This window comes from Ruegeria sp. BHSB064 (assembly GCF_059613205.1).
This window is the reverse complement of record NZ_JBXWSB010000101.1, coordinates 1-16,572: the sequence shown is the minus strand read 5'-3', so window position 1 is coordinate 16,572 and position 16,572 is coordinate 1. Positions and strand designations below refer to the sequence as shown.

Genomic DNA, 16,572 nt, shown 5'->3' with positions numbered 1-16,572 from the left:
CCTTGCCGCGCACGAAGAAGGGGACCTTGCGCAGCTCACGCTCGGCCTCATCCAACCAGATGATCTGGGCGCTGGTGGATTCAGCCGTTTCAGCAACCTGTTTGGCCCCATGGGCGTGATGCGAGGGGCCGGCGGCGTCGTTGAATTCGGGGTCTTCGCGGAACATGTGCAGCAAATGTTCCTCCAGACCCATGACCAGCGGATGTACCCAAGTGTCAAAGATCACATTCGCGCCTTCGATACCCATCTGCGGCGAATAGCGGGCGGGGAAGTCCTGCACATGAACCGGAGCTGAGGTGACGGCGCAAGGAATGCCCAGACGCTTGCCGATATGGCGTTCCATCTGCGTGCCGAGGATCAGTTCGGGCGCGAGGTCCGAAATCTGCGCCTCGACCTCAAGGTAATCGTCGGTGATCAGCGCCTCGACGCCGATCTCTTTGGCAAGTGCGCGGATCGGGCGGGCCATTTCGCGGTTGAAACAACCGATGCCGACGACTTCGAACCCCATTTCCTCGCGTGCGATGCGGGTGGCGGCGGCGACATGGGTTCCATCGCCAAACAGGAAGACACGCTTGCCGGTCAGATAGGTGCTGTCGACGCTGGCCGAGTACCACGGCAGGCGCAGCCGGTCGGTATCCAGACACGGCGCGCATCCTGCAAGTGCGGCTACCTCATTGACGAAATCCCGTGTCGCACCGACACCGATGGGAACAATGCGCGTATAGGGTTGGTCCAGGTTCCGTTCCATCCAGCGGCAAGCGCTTTCGCCGGTTTCGGGATACATCAGCACGTTGAAATGTGCGGCCCCCAAGCGCTCAACGTCGGACGGTGTCGCGCCGTAAGGGGCGGTGACATTCACATCGACACCCATATCGTTCAGCAAGGCGGTGATTTCGGTGATGTCATCGCGATGACGGAACCCCAGCGCGGTGGCGCCGATCAGGTTGCACGACACGCGCGTGGTGCGATCGGTCGGTTTGGCGAGGGCGCGCACGATTTGCAGGAAGGTCTCATCCGCGCCGAAATTCTCTTTCCTCTGATAACTGGGCAATTCCAGTGGGATCACCGGAACGGGCAACCCCAGGGCTTCGCCCAGCCCACCGGGATCGTCCTGGATCAACTCGGCGGTGCAGGAGGCGCCAACGATCATGGCCTGCGGCTGGAACCTGTCATACGCAGCCTGACAGGCGTCGCGGAACAGTTTGGCAGTGTCCGACCCCAAATCACGCGCCTGGAACGTCGTATAGGTCACCGGAGGACGGTGATTGCGACGTTCGATCATGGTGAACAGCAGATCGGCATAAGTGTCGCCTTGCGGCGCGTGCAGAACATAATGCAGCCCGGTCATCGCCGTTGCGATGCGCATGGCCCCTACATGGGGCGGGCCTTCATATGTCCAGACTGAAAGCTTCATTCTGCCGCCACCCCCAAAAGGCCGCGCCGACGCAGCGGGCGGGCGAACAAACCGGCCAGATCACCAGCTTGTTCGTAGAAATGGATGGGCGAGAAGACCAGCTCGATGGCCCATTTGGTCGCCAGCCCTTCGGCTTCGAGCGGGTTGGCAAGCCCTAACCCGCAAACCGTCAGGTCGGGCCGTGCAGCGCGTATGCGGTCGAGCTGTTTTTCGACATCCTGGCCTTCCGACAGAGTTGGGCCGTTTGGGATTTCAGCAAGGTCTTGGCCGACCAGATCGCGGTGCAAGTAGGGCGTACCGACCTCAACCAATTCCATGCCGCATTCTCGGGACAAGAAACGTGCCAGCGGAACCTCTAACTGGCTGTCGGGCATCAGGAAAACGCGCTTCCCGCTGAGCGGTTCCGAAGCCTGTGCAATCGCCTTCTGTGCCCTCAGGCGCGCGGATTGCGTTACCGCATCCACATGATCTGCCGAGATGCCGAAACGGGCCGCGACGGCGTGCAGCCAGGCGCTTGTACCTTGCTCACCCAAAGGGAACGGCGCGCGGATCGGTTGTGCGCCCCGGCGCACCAGAATGTCGTGGGTCTCACCCAGGAAGGGCTGCACAAAGGCCACCTGAGTATTCGGTCCAATCCCGAACTCTTGGTCGCTGGAGCGATTGGGGAGCAGCCGGACGTTCGACACACCGATCTTCGACAGCAGGTCCAGCATCTGATCCTGAACAACGTCCGGCAGACCCCCGGCGACGACCAGCTGCGCGGCGTCGCTGTTGGGCATCGCTGCAACCATCGTGGACAGGCAACTGTCTTCGCCCTGCGTAAACGTGGTCTCGATCCCCGAGCCGGTGAAGTTCAGCACCCGGATCTTGGGCGCATAGCGCGCGTTCAGCCGCTCAGCCGCTTTGGCAAGATCCAGCTTAATCACCTCGGACGGGCAAGAGCCAACAAGGAACAATCGGCGAATGTCAGCCCGTCTTGACAGTAAACGGTCAACTTCGCGGTCGATCTCTTGCTGCGCGTCGGCCATGCCGGCCAGATCGGTCTCTTCAAGAATCGCTGTGCCAAAGCGCGGCTCGGCGAAGATCATGACGCCAGCGGCGCTTTGCAGCAGATGCGCGCAGGTGCGCGAGCCGACCACCAGAAAGAAGGAATCCGGCATCATCCGGTGCAACCAGATGATTGATGTCAGGCCGCAGAAAACTTCGTGCTGCCCACGCTCACGCAGCAGCGGCGTCTGGGTACAGCCCGAGGATATGGGAGCAGCGGTATTCATGCGCTGGCCTGCATCTGCAACCGCGCGCGGCGCAGTTTCCAAAGGAACTGCCCGGCGTTGATCACATAGGCCAGATACGCGGCCAAGGTCAGCAGCATCAATTGCGTTGGTGTCAGCCAACCTGTTGAAAGGGCGACCAAATACGCCGTGTGCAGGGCGATGACCAGAAAGCTGAAAACGTCTTCCCAGAAGAAGGCAGGGGCCAGCAGGTACTGCCCGAACACGACCTTTTCCCAGATCGCACCGGTGACCATAATGAGGTAGAGAACGAGCGTTTTCAGGACAATCGAAACGGTGGCGATCATGTATCCCTCACCGGTTGCAAGGTAGCGCAGCACCAACCCAAGCGAGACAAGAAACACCGCAAATTGCAGCGGTGCCAGGATGCCCTGAACGGTCGTCCAATATGTGCTGTCCCGGCGCGCCAGTTGTTCCGGTGTGTAAAGCTGGTGCGTTCCAGGCGTAGTCATGGCTGATTGCGCCATGATGGCCTCCCTGCTGAATTCCTATCTCAGCGTAGAAGCCCAAACGGGAATGTGTCAATTAAAACTTACACTTTGATTCTGACGCCTCAAGTTGCTGATTTCAGCGGCAAGTCCAACCTAAAGAACTATAAACCTTTGTTTTTAAAAATTAAAAATTTACGCCGCTGTTGGATACTCCAAAGATATCCACAGCATGTCTACTAAGTTTGACAATTTTACCCACTTCCATCAAACTGAATTGCAGCCGCCGGAAGTGCCTCGTGCCGATTCCGGTCGCCGCCCGTAAGCAAGGATTGGACAATCCGATGCCCCCTGTCGATCCATTCGAAGGTAATCGACCTCTGGACCAGAACCAGCTTGAAGCGTTTGCCAAGCAAGTGCTTCATTCGTTGGACTCGCAGAGGCAGAACTCATCCGCACTTGATTTGAACGCGGTGACAGACTGGCTGTTTTCTCAGGTGATGTCACCGGGGCGTTTTTCCCAGCAGGCGGCTATTGAGTTTCTCGAGGGAACTGGACTCCAATCCACAGATATCATTGACGTATGTATCCCGGAAGCCGCCCGTCGCGCCGGTCAGATGTGGGTGGATGATGAGGCAAGCTTTGCAGCCGTAACACTGGTTTCCTCGCGTCTCTATACACTGTGCAAAGCGCTTTCCGACACTTGGGACATGCGTCCCCGCCGGACCGGGCAACCCACTGTTCTTGTGGCCATCGCACCGGGCGAACAACATATGATAGGCTCTGTGGTCATGACATCGCAGCTGCGTCGCATGGGGTGTTCCGTTCAGTTGTTGGCCGGGGCCAACCAGAAAGAGGCCATATCCTGTATCCGCCGCGGCAAATTTGATGCTGTTTTGATCTCGTGTGCGGGTACCCACGCTCTTGACAATGCTGTAAAATTGATCGCACGTATTCGGTCAGAAATTGACCAGCCGCCAAGACTGGTCGTTGGGGGAGCCATAGAAAAGCAAGTGCAGATAACTTCAGCAGGTACAGGGGCGGATATCACAACATCCAGTTTCGAGGTTGCACTTGCCGGCCTGGCGCAGGCCAGGGATCGCTTGGATCCTTTGGCGGCGCAGTAAGATGACGTCCGGCAAGCCGAACCCTTGGCAGATCGCGGCATTGCCGATGATCGAGCCCGAGTTTTTGTCCGGCGTTTTGGCCGAGGCATCAGATATTGCTTTGATACTGGACGCCGACGGCGTAGTGATGGCTGCTCTGGTCAATGAAAATGGATCACCCTACGGCAATCTGGATCATTGGATCGGTCGCAGATTATCCGATTTTCTGACCGAGGAATGCTGCCCCAAGCTGGATCGCATACTTGAGCAAAGTTCCGAAAGCGAAGCTGTCCAGCGGGTCGAATTGAATCATCGCGACAAACTGGTGTGGCAATACCCGGTGCGATACTCGGTACATCCAATTGGGCATAGCGAGCGCGCGATCCTGATGTTGGGTCGTGACCTTCGGCAAGTCGCTGAAACGCAACAACAACTGGTTCAGGCACAGCTTGCTCTTGAGCAAGGCTATGAAGAGCGCCGTGAATTCGATGCGCGCTATCGCATGCTGATGTCGGTTATCCGAGAGGCTTTTGTGCTTGTGTCTGTCACAGACGGTCGGATTCGTGACCTGAACGATGCCGCTGCGCATCTCTTGGGGGCGGCCAAAGACCAGCTGCAGGGTCAGCCCTTTGCCAATGAATTCAAGGATCGTGGGCGAGCCGAGTTTGTTCAGAACATTCTGGCCTTGGCGCTGTCTGAGGTGGACGCCGAGGTCACGATCCAAACCAAGCGCACTCGAAGTGAAATTACGATTACACCGATCAGTTTCCGCGCCGGGGGCGAGCGTATGCTGATCTGTCGCTTGGAATCCGGGACGTCAGAGGAACACGCCAGCGACAAACTTTCAGACAATCTGGCGCGGCTTTACCGCTCGGGCGCCGAAGCGATTGTGTTTACGGACAGCAAAGGCGTGATCTTGTCAGCAAATGATGCCTTTCTCAGGCTTGTTGACTTTGCGCATCACGTGGATGTGCGCGGGACCAGTTTGGCCGAATACATGTCGCGGGGTCAGATTGACCTGAATGTGTTGCTGGACAACGCTGTCAAATCCGGGCGTATGTCGATCTATTCGACCAAGTTCTGCAACGACGTAGGCGTTTGGACCGCTGCTGAAGTTTCGGTCACCTACTTGAACAATCGCTCGAACCCTTCGGTCGCGTTTGTCATTCGTGACGCCACCCGGTCCGAAGCAATGCGCGCACCGGCGAACACCCAAAGCAACCTTACAGGTGGAAACGTTGTTGATCTGGTCGGATCAGCGCAACTGAAAGATATTGTGTCCCAGACCACAGACGTGATCGAACGCATGTGCATAGAAACGGCGATCGAGTTGACGGGCAATAACCGGGCTGCCGCTGCCGAGATGCTGGGTCTGTCGCGGCAAAGCCTGTATGTAAAGCTGCACAAGTTGGGCATTCAGGAAAAACAAGAGAACGAATAGTACGCGTTTTCCTTGCATCGACTCACGTTGTCAATCAAGATTGACACATGAGCGCAAATCCAGATTTACACTCGTCCTCGTGGCCGCAGCCACTGGCGGCTTTGGAGTTGATCAAACCCATTACCTGGTTCCCGCCGATGTGGGCATTTTTGTGTGGTGTGGTGTCCTCGGGCGGAGTGCTGTCCGGACATATCGGTCTGATCCTGTTGGGGCTGGTCCTTGCCGGCCCGATTGTCTGCGGGATGAGCCAGGCCGCAAATGACTGGTGCGACCGCCATGTCGACAAGATCAACGAGCCGCACCGCCCCATTCCCTCGGGCCGCATCCCCGGTATGTGGGGGGCCTGGATCGCAATCGCGATGAGCGTTCTTGCTTTGGCGGTCGGTTGGCAGTTGGGGCCATGGGGCTTTGGCGCAACCGTGTTTGGAGTGCTGGCGGCATGGGCCTATTCGGCCGAACCTGTCCGGCTGAAACGGTCTGGCTGGTGGGGTCCGGGGCTGGTGGCCCTGTGTTATGAAGGGCTGCCCTGGTTCACCGGCGCGGCAGTTCTGTCTGCTGGGGCCCCTTCCTTGCAAGTTGTGATCATCGCCGCGCTGTATGCGCTTGGGGCGCATGGGATCATGACGTTGAATGATTTCAAAGCGTTAGAGGGTGATCGACAATTGGGGATCAATTCTCTCCCGGTGACGCTCGGACCCGAACGCGCGGCGCGTTTGGCATGTTGGGTGATGATTGTTCCGCAATTGGCGGTCATTGCTCTATTGGCGCTTTGGGGCCAAACGATTTTTGCCGTGGCTATCCTGGCCGCAGTGTTCGGTCAGCTGATGGCAATGCGCGTCTTGCTGAGAGACCCGAAGGCAAAGGCACCTTGGTACAACGGCACCGGCGTTTCGCTTTACGTCGGTGGCATGATGGTCGCGGCCTTTGGTCTGCGTGGATTGGAGGCTGTGCTATGAGCAACTCCGGATATCTTTCATGGATTAGCATTGTCCGGCTGGGTCTGGTTCAGATGTGTTTGGGGAGCATCGTGGTTCTAACGACCTCGACTCTGAACAGACTGATGGTGGTCGAGCTGGCGCTGCCTGCGATCCTGCCGGGCCTGTTGGTGGGCCTGCATTACGGTATTCAGATTTCCCGCCCCCATTGGGGTTTCCTGTCAGATGCGACGGGGCGGAGGACGCCATGGGTTATCGGAGGCATGGCGATCCTTGCCTTAGGAGCCTTGGGTGCGGCGTTCTGCATCCCGCTCTTTGGTGAAAGCTTCTGGTTGGCACTGTTCCTGTCGGTCCTCTCATACACAGCGATTGGCCTGGGTGTCGGCGCGTCGGGCACGTCATTGCTGGCTTTGCTGGCAACGGCCACAGCGCCACGCCGCCGAGCGGCGGCTGCAACGATCACTTGGCTGATGATGATTGCAGGGATCGCAGTTACCGCAGCTTCTGTCGGCGCGATGCTGGATCCCTACAGCCCGACCAGACTGCTTGTCATCGTCGCGTGTGTCGGGATTGGCGCTGTTGCGCTGACGTCGCTGGCGACATGGCGCATCGAGGCTGGTGTCCAAACCGAGACGCGGCCATCCAGAGCCAAACCGCGGTTCCGCGACGCGCTGCGCGACGTCTGGGCGGATGATGCAGCGCGCAGGTTCACTGTGTTTGTCTTCCTGTCGATGACCGCCTTCTTCATGCAGGAATTGATCTTGGAACCCTATGCAGGGCTGGTGTTTGGCTTTACCCCGGGCGAGTCCACATCCCTGTCCGGGGCACAAAACGGTGGCGTATTCCTTGGGATGCTTTCGGTCGGGATCGCGGTAACTGGGCTGAGGATCGGATCGCTGCGGGGTTGGGTGGTTGCGGGTTGCCTGGGTTCGGCGCTCAGTCTTGGGATGATCTTCGCGATGGGCCAGGTGGGGCCGGGCGCCCCGCTGATATGGGCCGTTGTGGCGCTTGGGTTCTTCAATGGCATGTTCGCCGTGGCTGCAATCGGCGCGATGATGGAACTGGCTGGTGAGCATGCCAGCGGACAAGAAGGCACGCGTATGGGTCTTTGGGGAGCCGCGCAGGCAATTGCAGCAGGTGTTGGTGGTTTGCTGGGCGCAGCGGCGGCGGACGTGTTCCGGTCGGCCATGTCGGATGCAAACGCGTTTGGGGCTGTCTTCCTTGCGGAAGCTGCCTTGTTTGTCGCCGCCGCAATCCTTGCCGTTCAAGTCATTCACGAAACGCGACGTGACACGCACGTCGTTGCGGGAGAATAGCCATGTATGATGTCGTAGTCGTCGGTGGCGGCCCAGCCGGAGCCACAGCCGCTGAAGATCTGGCAAAGGCCGGGCACAAGATTTGTATGCTGGATCGGGACGGACGGATCAAACCGTGTGGCGGGGCGATCCCGCCTCGGTTGATAGAGGACTACAACATCCCTGACGCGCAATTGGTGGCCAAGATCAACACGGCGCGCATGATCTCTCCGACCGGGCGGCAAGTGGATATTGCCATCGAAAACGGCTTTGTCGGAATGGTCGACCGTGAGCATTTTGATGAGTTCCTGCGCAGGCGGGCACAAGCCGCCGGTGCGCAGCGCCATACGGGGACATTCCTGCGGATCGAACGGGACGAGCGCGGCCCGTCGGTGGTCTATCGGGACAAACAGAGCAAGGAAGAGGTCAAGCTGCCCACGCGGCTGATCATCGGCGCGGATGGCGCCAGGTCAAACGTAGCGCGGGCCGAGGTTCCCGGCGGTGACAAAATTCCCTATGTCATTGCGTATCATGAGATTATCGAAGCGCCTGAGGCCGTGAACGCTTATGATCCGACCCGATGCGACGTGGTCTATGACGGGTCGATTTCTCCGGATTTCTATGGCTGGGTATTCCCACACGGCCGCACCGCCAGCGTTGGCATGGGGACAGGTATCAACGGGTTCGACCTCAAGAAAGCGACGAAAGAGTTGCGGTGCGCATCGGGGCTTGAGGAATGCCGCACCATCCGCCATGAAGGCGCGCCGATCCCTCTAAAACCGTTGGATCGCTGGGATAACGGGCGCGACGTTGTGCTGGCTGGAGATGCTGCAGGGGTGGTTGCGCCCAGTTCTGGCGAAGGGATTTATTATGCAATGGTCGGCGGCACAGTTGCGGCGACGGCTGCGCAAGCCTGCCTCGCCTCGGGCAGGGTTTCCGACCTTAAACTGGCGCGGCGATTGTTCCTGAAAGAGCATAAGACGGTCTTCCGTGTGCTCGCATCGATGCAAAACGCCTATTACCGCTCGGACGATCGGCGCGAGCGGTTCGTGTCGCTGTGCCATGACATCGATGTGCAGCGCCTGACGTTCGAGGCCTATATGAACAAAAAGCTGGTCAAGGCACGACCAATGGCGCATGTGCGCATCGGACTGAAGAACCTTGCACATTTGACAGGGCTGGTCCGGGCGGAATTCGTATGAACACGATGATCCCCGCTTGGTTCGACGGTGAGCTGAAACCCGTCGAAAAACTAAAAGTGCATCAGCTGGGCCTGCGTCACAAAGCGGTTTCGGTCTTTGTTATGCAGGGGTCAAACCTGCTACTGCAAAAGCGGGCGGCGTGCAAGTATCACACACCGGGCCTCTGGGCCAACACCTGTTGTACACATCCCGATTGGGGTGAGATTCCTGTCGATTGTGCCACCCGACGGTTGCGCGAAGAGATGGGGATCACCGGCCTTTCACCTCGCTTTTCCACTGTATTGGAATATCGCGCAGACGTGGGGCAGGAATTGATCGAGCATGAGCTGGTGGATGTTTTCTGTGCCGAAGCAACTGCGGATATGACCGTTCAACCAAACCCGAACGAGGTGTCTGACACGCGCTGGGTTCACGTGAATGAGCTGAATGCAGAAATCAATCGAGCACCAGAGGCGTTCACGCCCTGGTTAAAAATCTACATGCGCAACCACGCGCACCGGATTTTCAAGCCAACGCTCATGGCTGACCTTCTGGCTTAACCCGCATACGTTTATTCGGCTGAAGGGTTATAGAGCATCCGCCGACCGCCTGAAATCACCGAGTTCTTCCGCGGTTTGTCTGACAAAAGTTTGAACGGCAGTATGCGCTGAGACATATAGCGTGTCCCTGTCATGGCCGAGCGTTTGGTGCGGTGTTTGGTCAGTATTTTCCAATGCAACGCGGCCGAAACCAAACCTCGGTCGGCATTGGCTCGGGGGTTCATATCAGGTGTCAAAAAACGTGGGTGATCCATCAAGATTTTCTGACGGATGAACAGGTCCATGTCCGGTTCGTCGCGAATGTACTGAGTTTCGGTTTCCACCTTTGCAGGAACGCTTTCAACACTGTCCATGATCGCAAGGGCGTTCCGAGCGGCTCCAAACGGGGTGAAAGGCGCACGCATCACAATCAGCCGAGACCCTTCTTCCTTGAGCATTTTAACGTAGATTTTGGCGGTTTCTTCGCTGACACGGGCGGCAACAATCTTGGCCAACAAGCCGCGCCCGCCCCCTTCGAACATATCAAAATTCGCCTCGGGATGGCCAGCCTCGCTTAGCGCGGTCATTACGCCTTGGGCTGTCGCTTCGGCTGCGTATACTCTTGATATTACAGTCGTCATGATCGCTCCTGTTCTTTGGTTCAAGGTCGTTTGGCGGCGTGTTTCACAGTCAGTTTCGTCGGCGTATCATCTAAGGTAGGCCGAATTGTCGGTCTGGGTAGAAGGCAATCGCATCAGTGGCAGCACTGCGACCAACGCAAGAGCAAGGAAAAGGATCTGCATCGAAAAGACGGGTAGATATGCCATTCCTGGTGCGAAGTGATGATCGCCTTGCAACTCAAGCATCATATCCCGGATGACACCGCCCAAGGCAACGCCAGCCCCGGCTGCTGTCGCCTGCACAGCGCCCCAGGCCCCAAGCGCCAGACCGGTTTGAGATTTAGGTGCGGATCGCATGGTGGCGGTCAGCGTGCCATGGCCGAAAAGCCCTGCGCCTACTCCGGTGGCAAAAGTGCCAAAGACAAACAGGCCCAGCCAGTCCAGCGGCGATGCGAGAATGATCGCGACATACCCCGGGATACCAACCAATGCCCCGATCAGACACATGTAGATAGGCGATCCGCCTCGCCCCAGAATACGGGATGCGATTGCCAGGCCAAACAGCGTTCCCAAGGCGAGTGTTGCGGTCAGTTTTGTTGTTGCTGCAACCGACATATGCAGCACCTGACCGCCATAGGGTTCAATAATCACGTCCGCAATGCCAAAGGCAAAGGTTCCCAGGGCGATCACCGCCAATAGACGCTTTGCGCCTGATCGGTTGGCAAACTGAGCCCAGGCATCCGAGAAAGTCGGCCCGACGACCTGTCGCGTGTGGCGGCCTCGGGCCTCTTGTTTCCACACTGAAAACCCGTTCAACAACACTGTTAAAACAGCGGCTCCCTGAATAACCTGAATCAGTCTTCCGGGGCTGTAATTCTCAAGCAGGGCGCCAAAAACGAAGGCGGACCCAATCATACCGATCAACAGCATGACATACATCAACCCGACGACTTTGGGCTGGTCTTCTTCCGGCACAAGATCAGTGGCTAAGGCCAATCCAACAGTTTGCACCATATGTACACCCGCGCCGACCAGAAGGAAGGACAGGGCCGCGGACGACAGGCCGATCCAGCGCGGGGCGTCTATGGCCTCGCCGTAGCCAGACAACACCAACAGCGCGAAGGGCATGATGGCGAAGCCACCGAATTGCAAAAGCGTGCCGCGATAGATGTAGGGGAAACGTCGCAAACCCAAAGCCGAGCTGTGGGTGTCGGATTTGAAGCCCACCAAAGCGCGCAGAGGTGCGAACAGAATGGGCAAGGCAATCATCACCGAGACCAAGGCGGCGGACACACCCAGTTCTACGATCATCACACGGTTTAAGGTTCCGACCAACAAAACCAATGCCATGCCAACCGTCACTTGAAACAGCGAAAGCCGCAACAGGCGGCTCATCGGGACGTCTTCGCTCGCTACATCTGCAAAGGGCAGATATCGGTTGCTGAGACGCGACAGCTTCTTCAAGGCGAATGATCGGTAGTCGAGCATTGCTGAATTCAAATCCCAAAAACTCTGGTGCCAGTCGAAAGGTATTTTCGACCGGAATGTCCGGCGCCGGAGGACACCGGACCCGTTCCACGCAGTGATCGAGGCTTAGTGGTCCGGTAGCGGAACGGCCCCCGATGCTGACGCAAGCTCTGCCGGTGCCTCGATTGTCGCGATGGCCAATGTGCCGTCAGGCAACTCGACCAGAATCCGATCACCATTTTGAGCGGCGCCTGATGCAACAAATGAGGCCTTGGCCGTTGCGTCACCATTTTCCTGTGGCAACATTGCGGTTTCATCACCGCTTCCCAGCGGTTGCCCCGACAGGAAGTCAGACACCCAGGTGGTGTTGCTGAGAACCGCTACATGGACTGCGAAAGAACCCACGGCAACAGCTGATAGGAACAGCGGAATGCCCACAGTGGGTTTAACGACGAGCCAGATTTTCGAATTGTTCATCTGTTCGCTCCTTTCATCCGAGCCAAGGCGTTGCAACCGCGACAAGGATGTGCGCAAGCAGGGCGATAACGCCGAACACGCGGGTCCCGTCGATCAGGTAGCTGTGGACCTCTTCAGCCTCACGCAAGTTGAGACCGGTTGGCCATACTTTTTCTGGGTCGTCAGACATAATTGCCTCCCGTAAGTCGGCTGTGGAAGTGAAAGTGCCCGAAATGCTTGGAACGGATCCCGCACGGCAACTCCTTCGACCGGGCGCGCACAGCCGACATGGAACGCATCAGTGACAGTCGAAGTGTCATTATTATATGACAGTTAAAACTGTCAGGTCAATTAGACAGTTTGCGAAGCCACGATCTTGCGTCTCTACATGGGCTCACATTCGCCCGGCCCAGCGTTTTTGATCTATGTCAACAAGTAATGACACAAAAAGTGTCAAGAAAGAATGACATAGGGAGGCTGCCATGAGGATTCTGTTTGTTCACCCAAATTACCGGTCTGGCGGAGCCGAGATAGCTGGAACCTGGCCACCGGCTTGGGTCGCGTATCTGACCGGGCATCTTCGGCAGTCAGGTTTCGACGATATTCATTTCATCGACGCCATGACCGATGAAATCCCGGACGAAGATCTTTCGATTCGAATCGCTGACCTCAAACCGGATGTTGTGGCTGTAACTGCAATCACTCCGTCGATTTACCGCGCAGAAGAAGTATTGCGGATAGCGCGCGACGTTACGCCGAACGCGATCCGTGTGTTGGGCGGTGTGCACGCCACCTTCATGTACAAACAGGTCTTGTCCGAAGCTCCGTGGGTCGACGTCATAGTTCGCGGAGAAGGTGAAGAGATTTGTACGGAACTGATGCGGGCCATCCGCGATGGCCGCTGGCCACACGACCGGCGCAAGATCAAGGGGCTGGCTTTCTGTGACGGCGATGAGATCGTTGCGACCCCTGCCGCCTCGACGGTCAAGGACTTGTCCGCCATCAAACCGGACTGGACCGTGTTGGAATGGGAGAAATACATTTACATCCCGCTTGGAACGCGTGTTGCGATCCCAAATCTTGCACGTGGCTGCCCCTTTACCTGTTCCTTTTGCAGCCAATGGAAGTTCTGGCGTGATTACAGGGTACGTGATCCAAAGGATGTGGTGGACGAGATTGAAGACCTCGTCGATAACCACGGGGTCGGGTTTTTCATCCTTGCCGACGAAGAACCGACCATCAACAAAAAGAAATTCGTGGCCTTCTGCCAGGAGCTTATCGACCGGGATCTGCCGCGCCGGGTGAAATGGGGGATCAACACGCGCGTCACCGATATCTATCGGGATAAGGAAAACCTGAAATTCTATCGCAAGGCTGGCCTTGTTCACGTGTCATTGGGCACCGAAGCCGCTGCGCAGATGAAACTGGATCAGTTCAACAAGGAAACCAAGGTCGACGAGAACAAGACCGCGATCCGTCTTCTGCGTGAGGCGGATATTTTGGTCGAGGCTCAGTTTATTGTGGGCCTGGATAACGAGACCCCCGAAACGCTGGAAGAGACCTATCGGATGGCGTGGGACTGGCAACCTGATCTTGCCAATTGGTCGATGTACACACCGTGGCCGTTCACACCACTGTTTCAGGATTTGAAGGATCAGGTGCAGGTCTTTGATTTTTCAAAATATAACTTCGTTACCCCGATCATGAAACCTGCCGCAATGGAACGCGGCGAGTTGCTGGATGGTGTAATGAACAACTACCGCCGGTTCTATATGAAGAAAGCGCTGTTCCATTACCCTTGGCGCGGAACCGGGTTCCGGCGGCGGTACTTGCTGGGGTGTCTCTATGCCTTCCTGAAGGCGGGCTTTCAAAGAACTTTTTATGATCTTGGCAAGGCCGGGTATTGGGGGCCTCAAACAAAGTCAAAAGTGGATTTCCATTTTGACGAAACCCGGCAATTGGCTGAAGCTCAGCTTGAAGACTGGGATGCCGCGGCAGACCGCGCTGCGCGCGCGGCAGAGCGGCGAGCCGCAGTGAAAGAACAGATGAAAGACCGAGCCGCTCAAAGAAGTAAAGCTCTCAAAATGCCAAGCGGGGCCCGGATCCGCGCTTGCGGTGGCGGCGATCAGCAGATGGAAGATGTCTGAGGACGGTTCAAGACACAATGGCCGCATAGGACCGAACGCGGTCCTACAACTTCTGCCACAGATCGAAATGGCCGAGGGACCATCTCGGGTCTCCGAAATGCTGGCTGAGGCAGGGATGGAGGCTGCGCCGGATGGGCGGGCGATGATCCCCGAAATACATGCTGCCCGCTTGCATCAGGTGTTGCGTCGAGACGCTCCTCAACAGGCGCAGGCAATGACCTGTGCTGCTGGTCGAGACACGGCCGCCTATATCTTGCGTCACCGTATTCCCATAACTGCCCAGAAAGTCTTGCGCGCCTTGCCAGCCGTCCTTGCCGCCCCCCTGCTTTCTAAAGCCATAGAGAAACATGCCTGGACCTTCGCCGGATCCGGACAATTCCAAAAGATAGGCGCGTGGACATTTCAAATTCACGACAACCCCATAGTCCGGGGCGAAACAAGCTCTGTCCCCTTGTGCTTCTGGCACACCGCCGTGTTTGAACATCTGTATCGGGAGTTGGTTGCACCAGATGTTTGCTGCGTGGAAACGCAATGTTGTGCGCAGGGGCGAGGTGTTTCTTGCAAGTTCGAGTTACAGCGCGGCGGATAGGCTAAGAAAGAGCCTATTCAGCTTGGTTGGTGCAGGTAGTGTTAGTGCCGCATTGGGCAGTGCAAACCCGACTCTGCCGGAACCCAACCTTTGCACCTGACGAAGAGGGTTTTTGCAGTAACGCATCACGTATTGCAGGCGTTCATCTTAGGCTGGTTCAGCGGATTTTTGTGTGGATCGGTGATTGAGTGGACCAAATTCGGCGCGCTTGACCCTGCGCCCGAAGTTCAGAATCGATACCTGTGCAGAAGCGTAGAACGTTTTTTCGATGCTCATGGTAAAACCTTGAAAAAATGGATTACACGGAGAAGTTTACCGCTAATCTGACATTGAAGGTCAGAAGTTCGTAGCACAGATCTTATGAAAGGCGATTGCTGAAGCGCGAGGAAAACTGGTTTTTCGTGAAATCGGATTCAGAACGCCAGAGGTGGATGCCAAATCCGATCATAGCGAATTGCATCAGCAGTCGTGCGATTGCGGCCCAAAGCGGTGCGACAACGGGGTCGGGGCGAAACAAGTCCCAGATGTGAAAAGGTAAGTATGCTGCGCAAAGCATCGCTGCCAACAAACCGCCATAGGCCCGAAACCGGGGCCAGAACAGGGCGATGGCGATGGTGATCTCGGCCACTCCGGCCAGAATATGGGCGGGGGTTTTGGGAATGAATGTTGGCAAAAACCCATCAAATACTTCGGGAACAACAAAATGGGTGATCCCGCCTGTCAAAAAGAAAAGGCCCAGAAGCCAGATGAACAGTGTTTTGGTCACGGGCTGTTCCGATCTTTGTGACTGACAATTGACCCGGGCGAAGCACTTGCACCGCCCGGGCCTGTTTCATGAGTGAGGGGTATTAGAGGGGGTTCGTGTGGTATTGTTTGCTTACGCGGCGTGCGCGACTGCGGGCAGGTTGAACTCAAATCCAACCAATTGCTCGCTTTTCGCCCACAACAGACGCTGCTTTTCTACGTCCAGAGCGTGGTCTTTAACCTTTGCGTCGGACACCGGGCCACGGGATTCGCCCATCTTTTGCGGGCCGTAAAATGCGCCACGTTTCGCTTCGTTTCCAGCGGCGGCAAGTACCGTCGGATATGCTCCGGCTTCGGGGCGTTGTGCCACCAGTTTATTCATCACGGCCAGCATGGCCTTCATAAAGCCGGTCGGACCTGTGGATTGCAGATTGGTGTCGGTGTAGCCGGGATGGCAGGCGACGCAGATTGCTTTGCTGCCGGCAGCCTTCAGGCGACGATCCAATTCAAACGCGAACATCAGGTTCGAAAGTTTGGACTGTGTATAAGCCTTCATCGGGGTGTATTTGGTGTCGCTCATGAAGTCGTCCAGATTCAGCGGGTCGTATTTGTGGACCAGGCTGGACAGTACAACCACGCGGCCTTCGGCAGCTTCCACCAGATCCAGCAGCAAGCCGGTCCACAGGAAATGGCCCAGATGGTTTGCACCCATCTGCAGGTCAAACCCGTCAACGGTTTTTTCCTGCGGCGTCATCATGATGCCAGCGTTGTTGATCAGACCGTCGATTTTGGAATAGCGGCCGCGCAGTTCTTCGGCCGCCTTGCGGACCGAAGACAGATCGCTTAGGTCCATCAGGATCAGGTCAGCCTTGCCTTTTGATGAAACCGAAAGCTTGCGCTGTGCCGCTTCGCCTTTCC

At 57.0% G+C, this 16,572-nt stretch carries 17 protein-coding genes; 8 read left to right on the top strand and 9 right to left on the bottom strand.

All coding sequences use genetic code 11. The annotated features are described in order from the left end of the window. The 3 genes from bchB to bchF all read right to left on the bottom strand — a co-directional run. On the bottom strand, positions 1-1,414 hold a 1,414-nt coding region (gene bchB / locus AC2FNU_RS19135; RefSeq protein ID WP_496791635.1), incomplete at its 3' end, for a ferredoxin:protochlorophyllide reductase (ATP-dependent) subunit B. Beyond that, positions 1,411-2,688, bottom strand: coding sequence for a ferredoxin:protochlorophyllide reductase (ATP-dependent) subunit N (locus AC2FNU_RS19130; protein ID WP_496791634.1), 1,278 nt, complete (start codon positions 2,686-2,688; stop codon positions 1,411-1,413). The genes bchB and AC2FNU_RS19130, both read right to left, overlap by 4 nt. Then, positions 2,685-3,173 (bottom strand): 2-vinyl bacteriochlorophyllide hydratase, encoded by a 489-nt coding sequence (gene bchF, locus AC2FNU_RS19125; RefSeq protein WP_496791633.1) that lies wholly within the window; start codon positions 3,171-3,173, stop codon positions 2,685-2,687. The genes AC2FNU_RS19130 and bchF overlap by 4 nt, the downstream gene beginning before the upstream one ends. Positions 3,174-3,433: 260 nt before the next feature. Here bchF and AC2FNU_RS19120 point away from each other — a divergent pair, with 260 nt between their 5' ends. Genes AC2FNU_RS19120 through idi form a run of 6 tightly spaced genes read left to right on the top strand, consistent with a single transcriptional unit; the run spans position 3,434 to position 9,652 of the window. Beyond that, entirely contained in the window at positions 3,434-4,261 is an 828-nt protein-coding gene (locus AC2FNU_RS19120; RefSeq protein WP_496791632.1) for a cobalamin B12-binding domain-containing protein, read from the top strand. Position 4,262: 1 nt separating this feature from the next. Next, positions 4,263-5,681: a transcriptional regulator PpsR gene (ppsR, locus tag AC2FNU_RS19115; RefSeq protein WP_496791631.1), complete on the top strand. Its 1,419-nt coding sequence runs from the start codon at positions 4,263-4,265 to the stop codon at positions 5,679-5,681. A 47-nt stretch (positions 5,682-5,728) separates the two neighbouring features. Then, a complete protein-coding gene (gene chlG, locus AC2FNU_RS19110; protein ID WP_496791630.1) occupies positions 5,729-6,637 on the top strand; it encodes a chlorophyll synthase ChlG in 909 nt (302 codons plus the stop codon). Beyond that, positions 6,634-7,932, top strand: coding sequence for a BCD family MFS transporter (locus tag AC2FNU_RS19105; RefSeq protein ID WP_496791629.1), 1,299 nt, complete (start codon positions 6,634-6,636; stop codon positions 7,930-7,932). The genes chlG and AC2FNU_RS19105 overlap by 4 nt, the downstream gene beginning before the upstream one ends. 2 nt (positions 7,933-7,934) lie before the next feature. Continuing rightward, entirely contained in the window at positions 7,935-9,113 is a 1,179-nt protein-coding gene (locus AC2FNU_RS19100) for a geranylgeranyl diphosphate reductase (RefSeq protein WP_496791628.1), read from the top strand. Continuing rightward, complete coding sequence (gene idi, locus AC2FNU_RS19095) at positions 9,110-9,652, top strand: isopentenyl-diphosphate delta-isomerase (protein ID WP_496791627.1); 543 nt, start codon at positions 9,110-9,112, stop codon at positions 9,650-9,652. The genes AC2FNU_RS19100 and idi overlap by 4 nt, the downstream gene beginning before the upstream one ends. 11 nt (positions 9,653-9,663) lie before the next feature. Here the strand turns inward: idi and AC2FNU_RS19090 are convergent, their stop codons facing one another. The 4 genes from AC2FNU_RS19090 to pufB form a co-directional block, all read right to left on the bottom strand. Next, positions 9,664-10,272 (bottom strand): hypothetical protein, encoded by a 609-nt coding sequence (locus AC2FNU_RS19090; RefSeq protein ID WP_496791626.1) that lies wholly within the window; start codon positions 10,270-10,272, stop codon positions 9,664-9,666. 66 nt (positions 10,273-10,338) lie between these two features. After that, entirely contained in the window at positions 10,339-11,739 is a 1,401-nt protein-coding gene (locus AC2FNU_RS19085) for a PucC family protein (RefSeq protein ID WP_496791625.1), read from the bottom strand. Between the two features lie 105 nt (positions 11,740-11,844). Further along, positions 11,845-12,195 (bottom strand): light-harvesting protein, encoded by a 351-nt coding sequence (locus AC2FNU_RS19080; RefSeq protein ID WP_496791624.1) that lies wholly within the window; start codon positions 12,193-12,195, stop codon positions 11,845-11,847. A gap of 13 nt (positions 12,196-12,208) precedes the next feature. Continuing rightward, positions 12,209-12,364 (bottom strand): light-harvesting antenna LH1, beta subunit, encoded by a 156-nt coding sequence (gene pufB, locus AC2FNU_RS19075; RefSeq protein ID WP_152458403.1) that lies wholly within the window; start codon positions 12,362-12,364, stop codon positions 12,209-12,211. A gap of 292 nt (positions 12,365-12,656) precedes the next feature. Here pufB and bchE point away from each other — a divergent pair, with 292 nt between their 5' ends. Together bchE and bchJ are read left to right on the top strand one after the other, a co-directional pair. After that, complete coding sequence (gene bchE, locus AC2FNU_RS19070) at positions 12,657-14,321, top strand: magnesium-protoporphyrin IX monomethyl ester anaerobic oxidative cyclase (RefSeq protein WP_496791623.1); 1,665 nt, start codon at positions 12,657-12,659, stop codon at positions 14,319-14,321. Further along, positions 14,314-14,910, top strand: a complete 597-nt coding sequence (gene bchJ, locus AC2FNU_RS19065; protein ID WP_496791636.1) for a bacteriochlorophyll 4-vinyl reductase — start codon at positions 14,314-14,316, stop codon at positions 14,908-14,910. The genes bchE and bchJ overlap by 8 nt, the downstream gene beginning before the upstream one ends. A gap of 358 nt (positions 14,911-15,268) precedes the next feature. Here the strand turns inward: bchJ and AC2FNU_RS19060 are convergent, their stop codons facing one another. Beyond that, positions 15,269-15,676: a DoxX-related protein gene (locus tag AC2FNU_RS19060; RefSeq protein ID WP_496791622.1), complete on the bottom strand. Its 408-nt coding sequence runs from the start codon at positions 15,674-15,676 to the stop codon at positions 15,269-15,271. Positions 15,677-15,787: 111 nt separating this feature from the next. Next, positions 15,788-16,572: SDR family NAD(P)-dependent oxidoreductase (locus tag AC2FNU_RS19055; RefSeq protein ID WP_496791621.1), on the bottom strand; the 785-nt coding region annotated here is incomplete at its 5' end.

Bases quoted from the DNA above. Each gene is read 5' to 3' on its own strand.
- AC2FNU_RS19130 (WP_496791634.1), bottom strand. From the start codon at position 2,688: ATGAATACCGCTGCTCCCATATCCTCGGGCTGTACCCAGACGCCGCTG.
- bchF (WP_496791633.1), bottom strand. From the start codon at position 3,173: ATGGCGCAATCAGCCATGACTACGCCTGGAACGCACCAGCTTTACACA.
- ppsR (WP_496791631.1), top strand. From the start codon at position 4,263: ATGACGTCCGGCAAGCCGAACCCTTGGCAGATCGCGGCATTGCCGATG.
- chlG (WP_496791630.1), top strand. From the start codon at position 5,729: ATGAGCGCAAATCCAGATTTACACTCGTCCTCGTGGCCGCAGCCACTG.
- AC2FNU_RS19105 (WP_496791629.1), top strand. From the start codon at position 6,634: ATGAGCAACTCCGGATATCTTTCATGGATTAGCATTGTCCGGCTGGGT.
- AC2FNU_RS19100 (WP_496791628.1), top strand. From the start codon at position 7,935: ATGTATGATGTCGTAGTCGTCGGTGGCGGCCCAGCCGGAGCCACAGCC.
- idi (WP_496791627.1), top strand. From the start codon at position 9,110: ATGAACACGATGATCCCCGCTTGGTTCGACGGTGAGCTGAAACCCGTC.
- AC2FNU_RS19090 (WP_496791626.1), bottom strand. From the start codon at position 10,272: ATGACGACTGTAATATCAAGAGTATACGCAGCCGAAGCGACAGCCCAA.
- AC2FNU_RS19085 (WP_496791625.1), bottom strand. From the start codon at position 11,739: ATGCTCGACTACCGATCATTCGCCTTGAAGAAGCTGTCGCGTCTCAGC.
- AC2FNU_RS19080 (WP_496791624.1), bottom strand. From the start codon at position 12,195: ATGAACAATTCGAAAATCTGGCTCGTCGTTAAACCCACTGTGGGCATT.
- pufB (WP_152458403.1), bottom strand. From the start codon at position 12,364: ATGTCTGACGACCCAGAAAAAGTATGGCCAACCGGTCTCAACTTGCGT.
- bchE (WP_496791623.1), top strand. From the start codon at position 12,657: ATGAGGATTCTGTTTGTTCACCCAAATTACCGGTCTGGCGGAGCCGAG.
- bchJ (WP_496791636.1), top strand. From the start codon at position 14,314: ATGTCTGAGGACGGTTCAAGACACAATGGCCGCATAGGACCGAACGCG.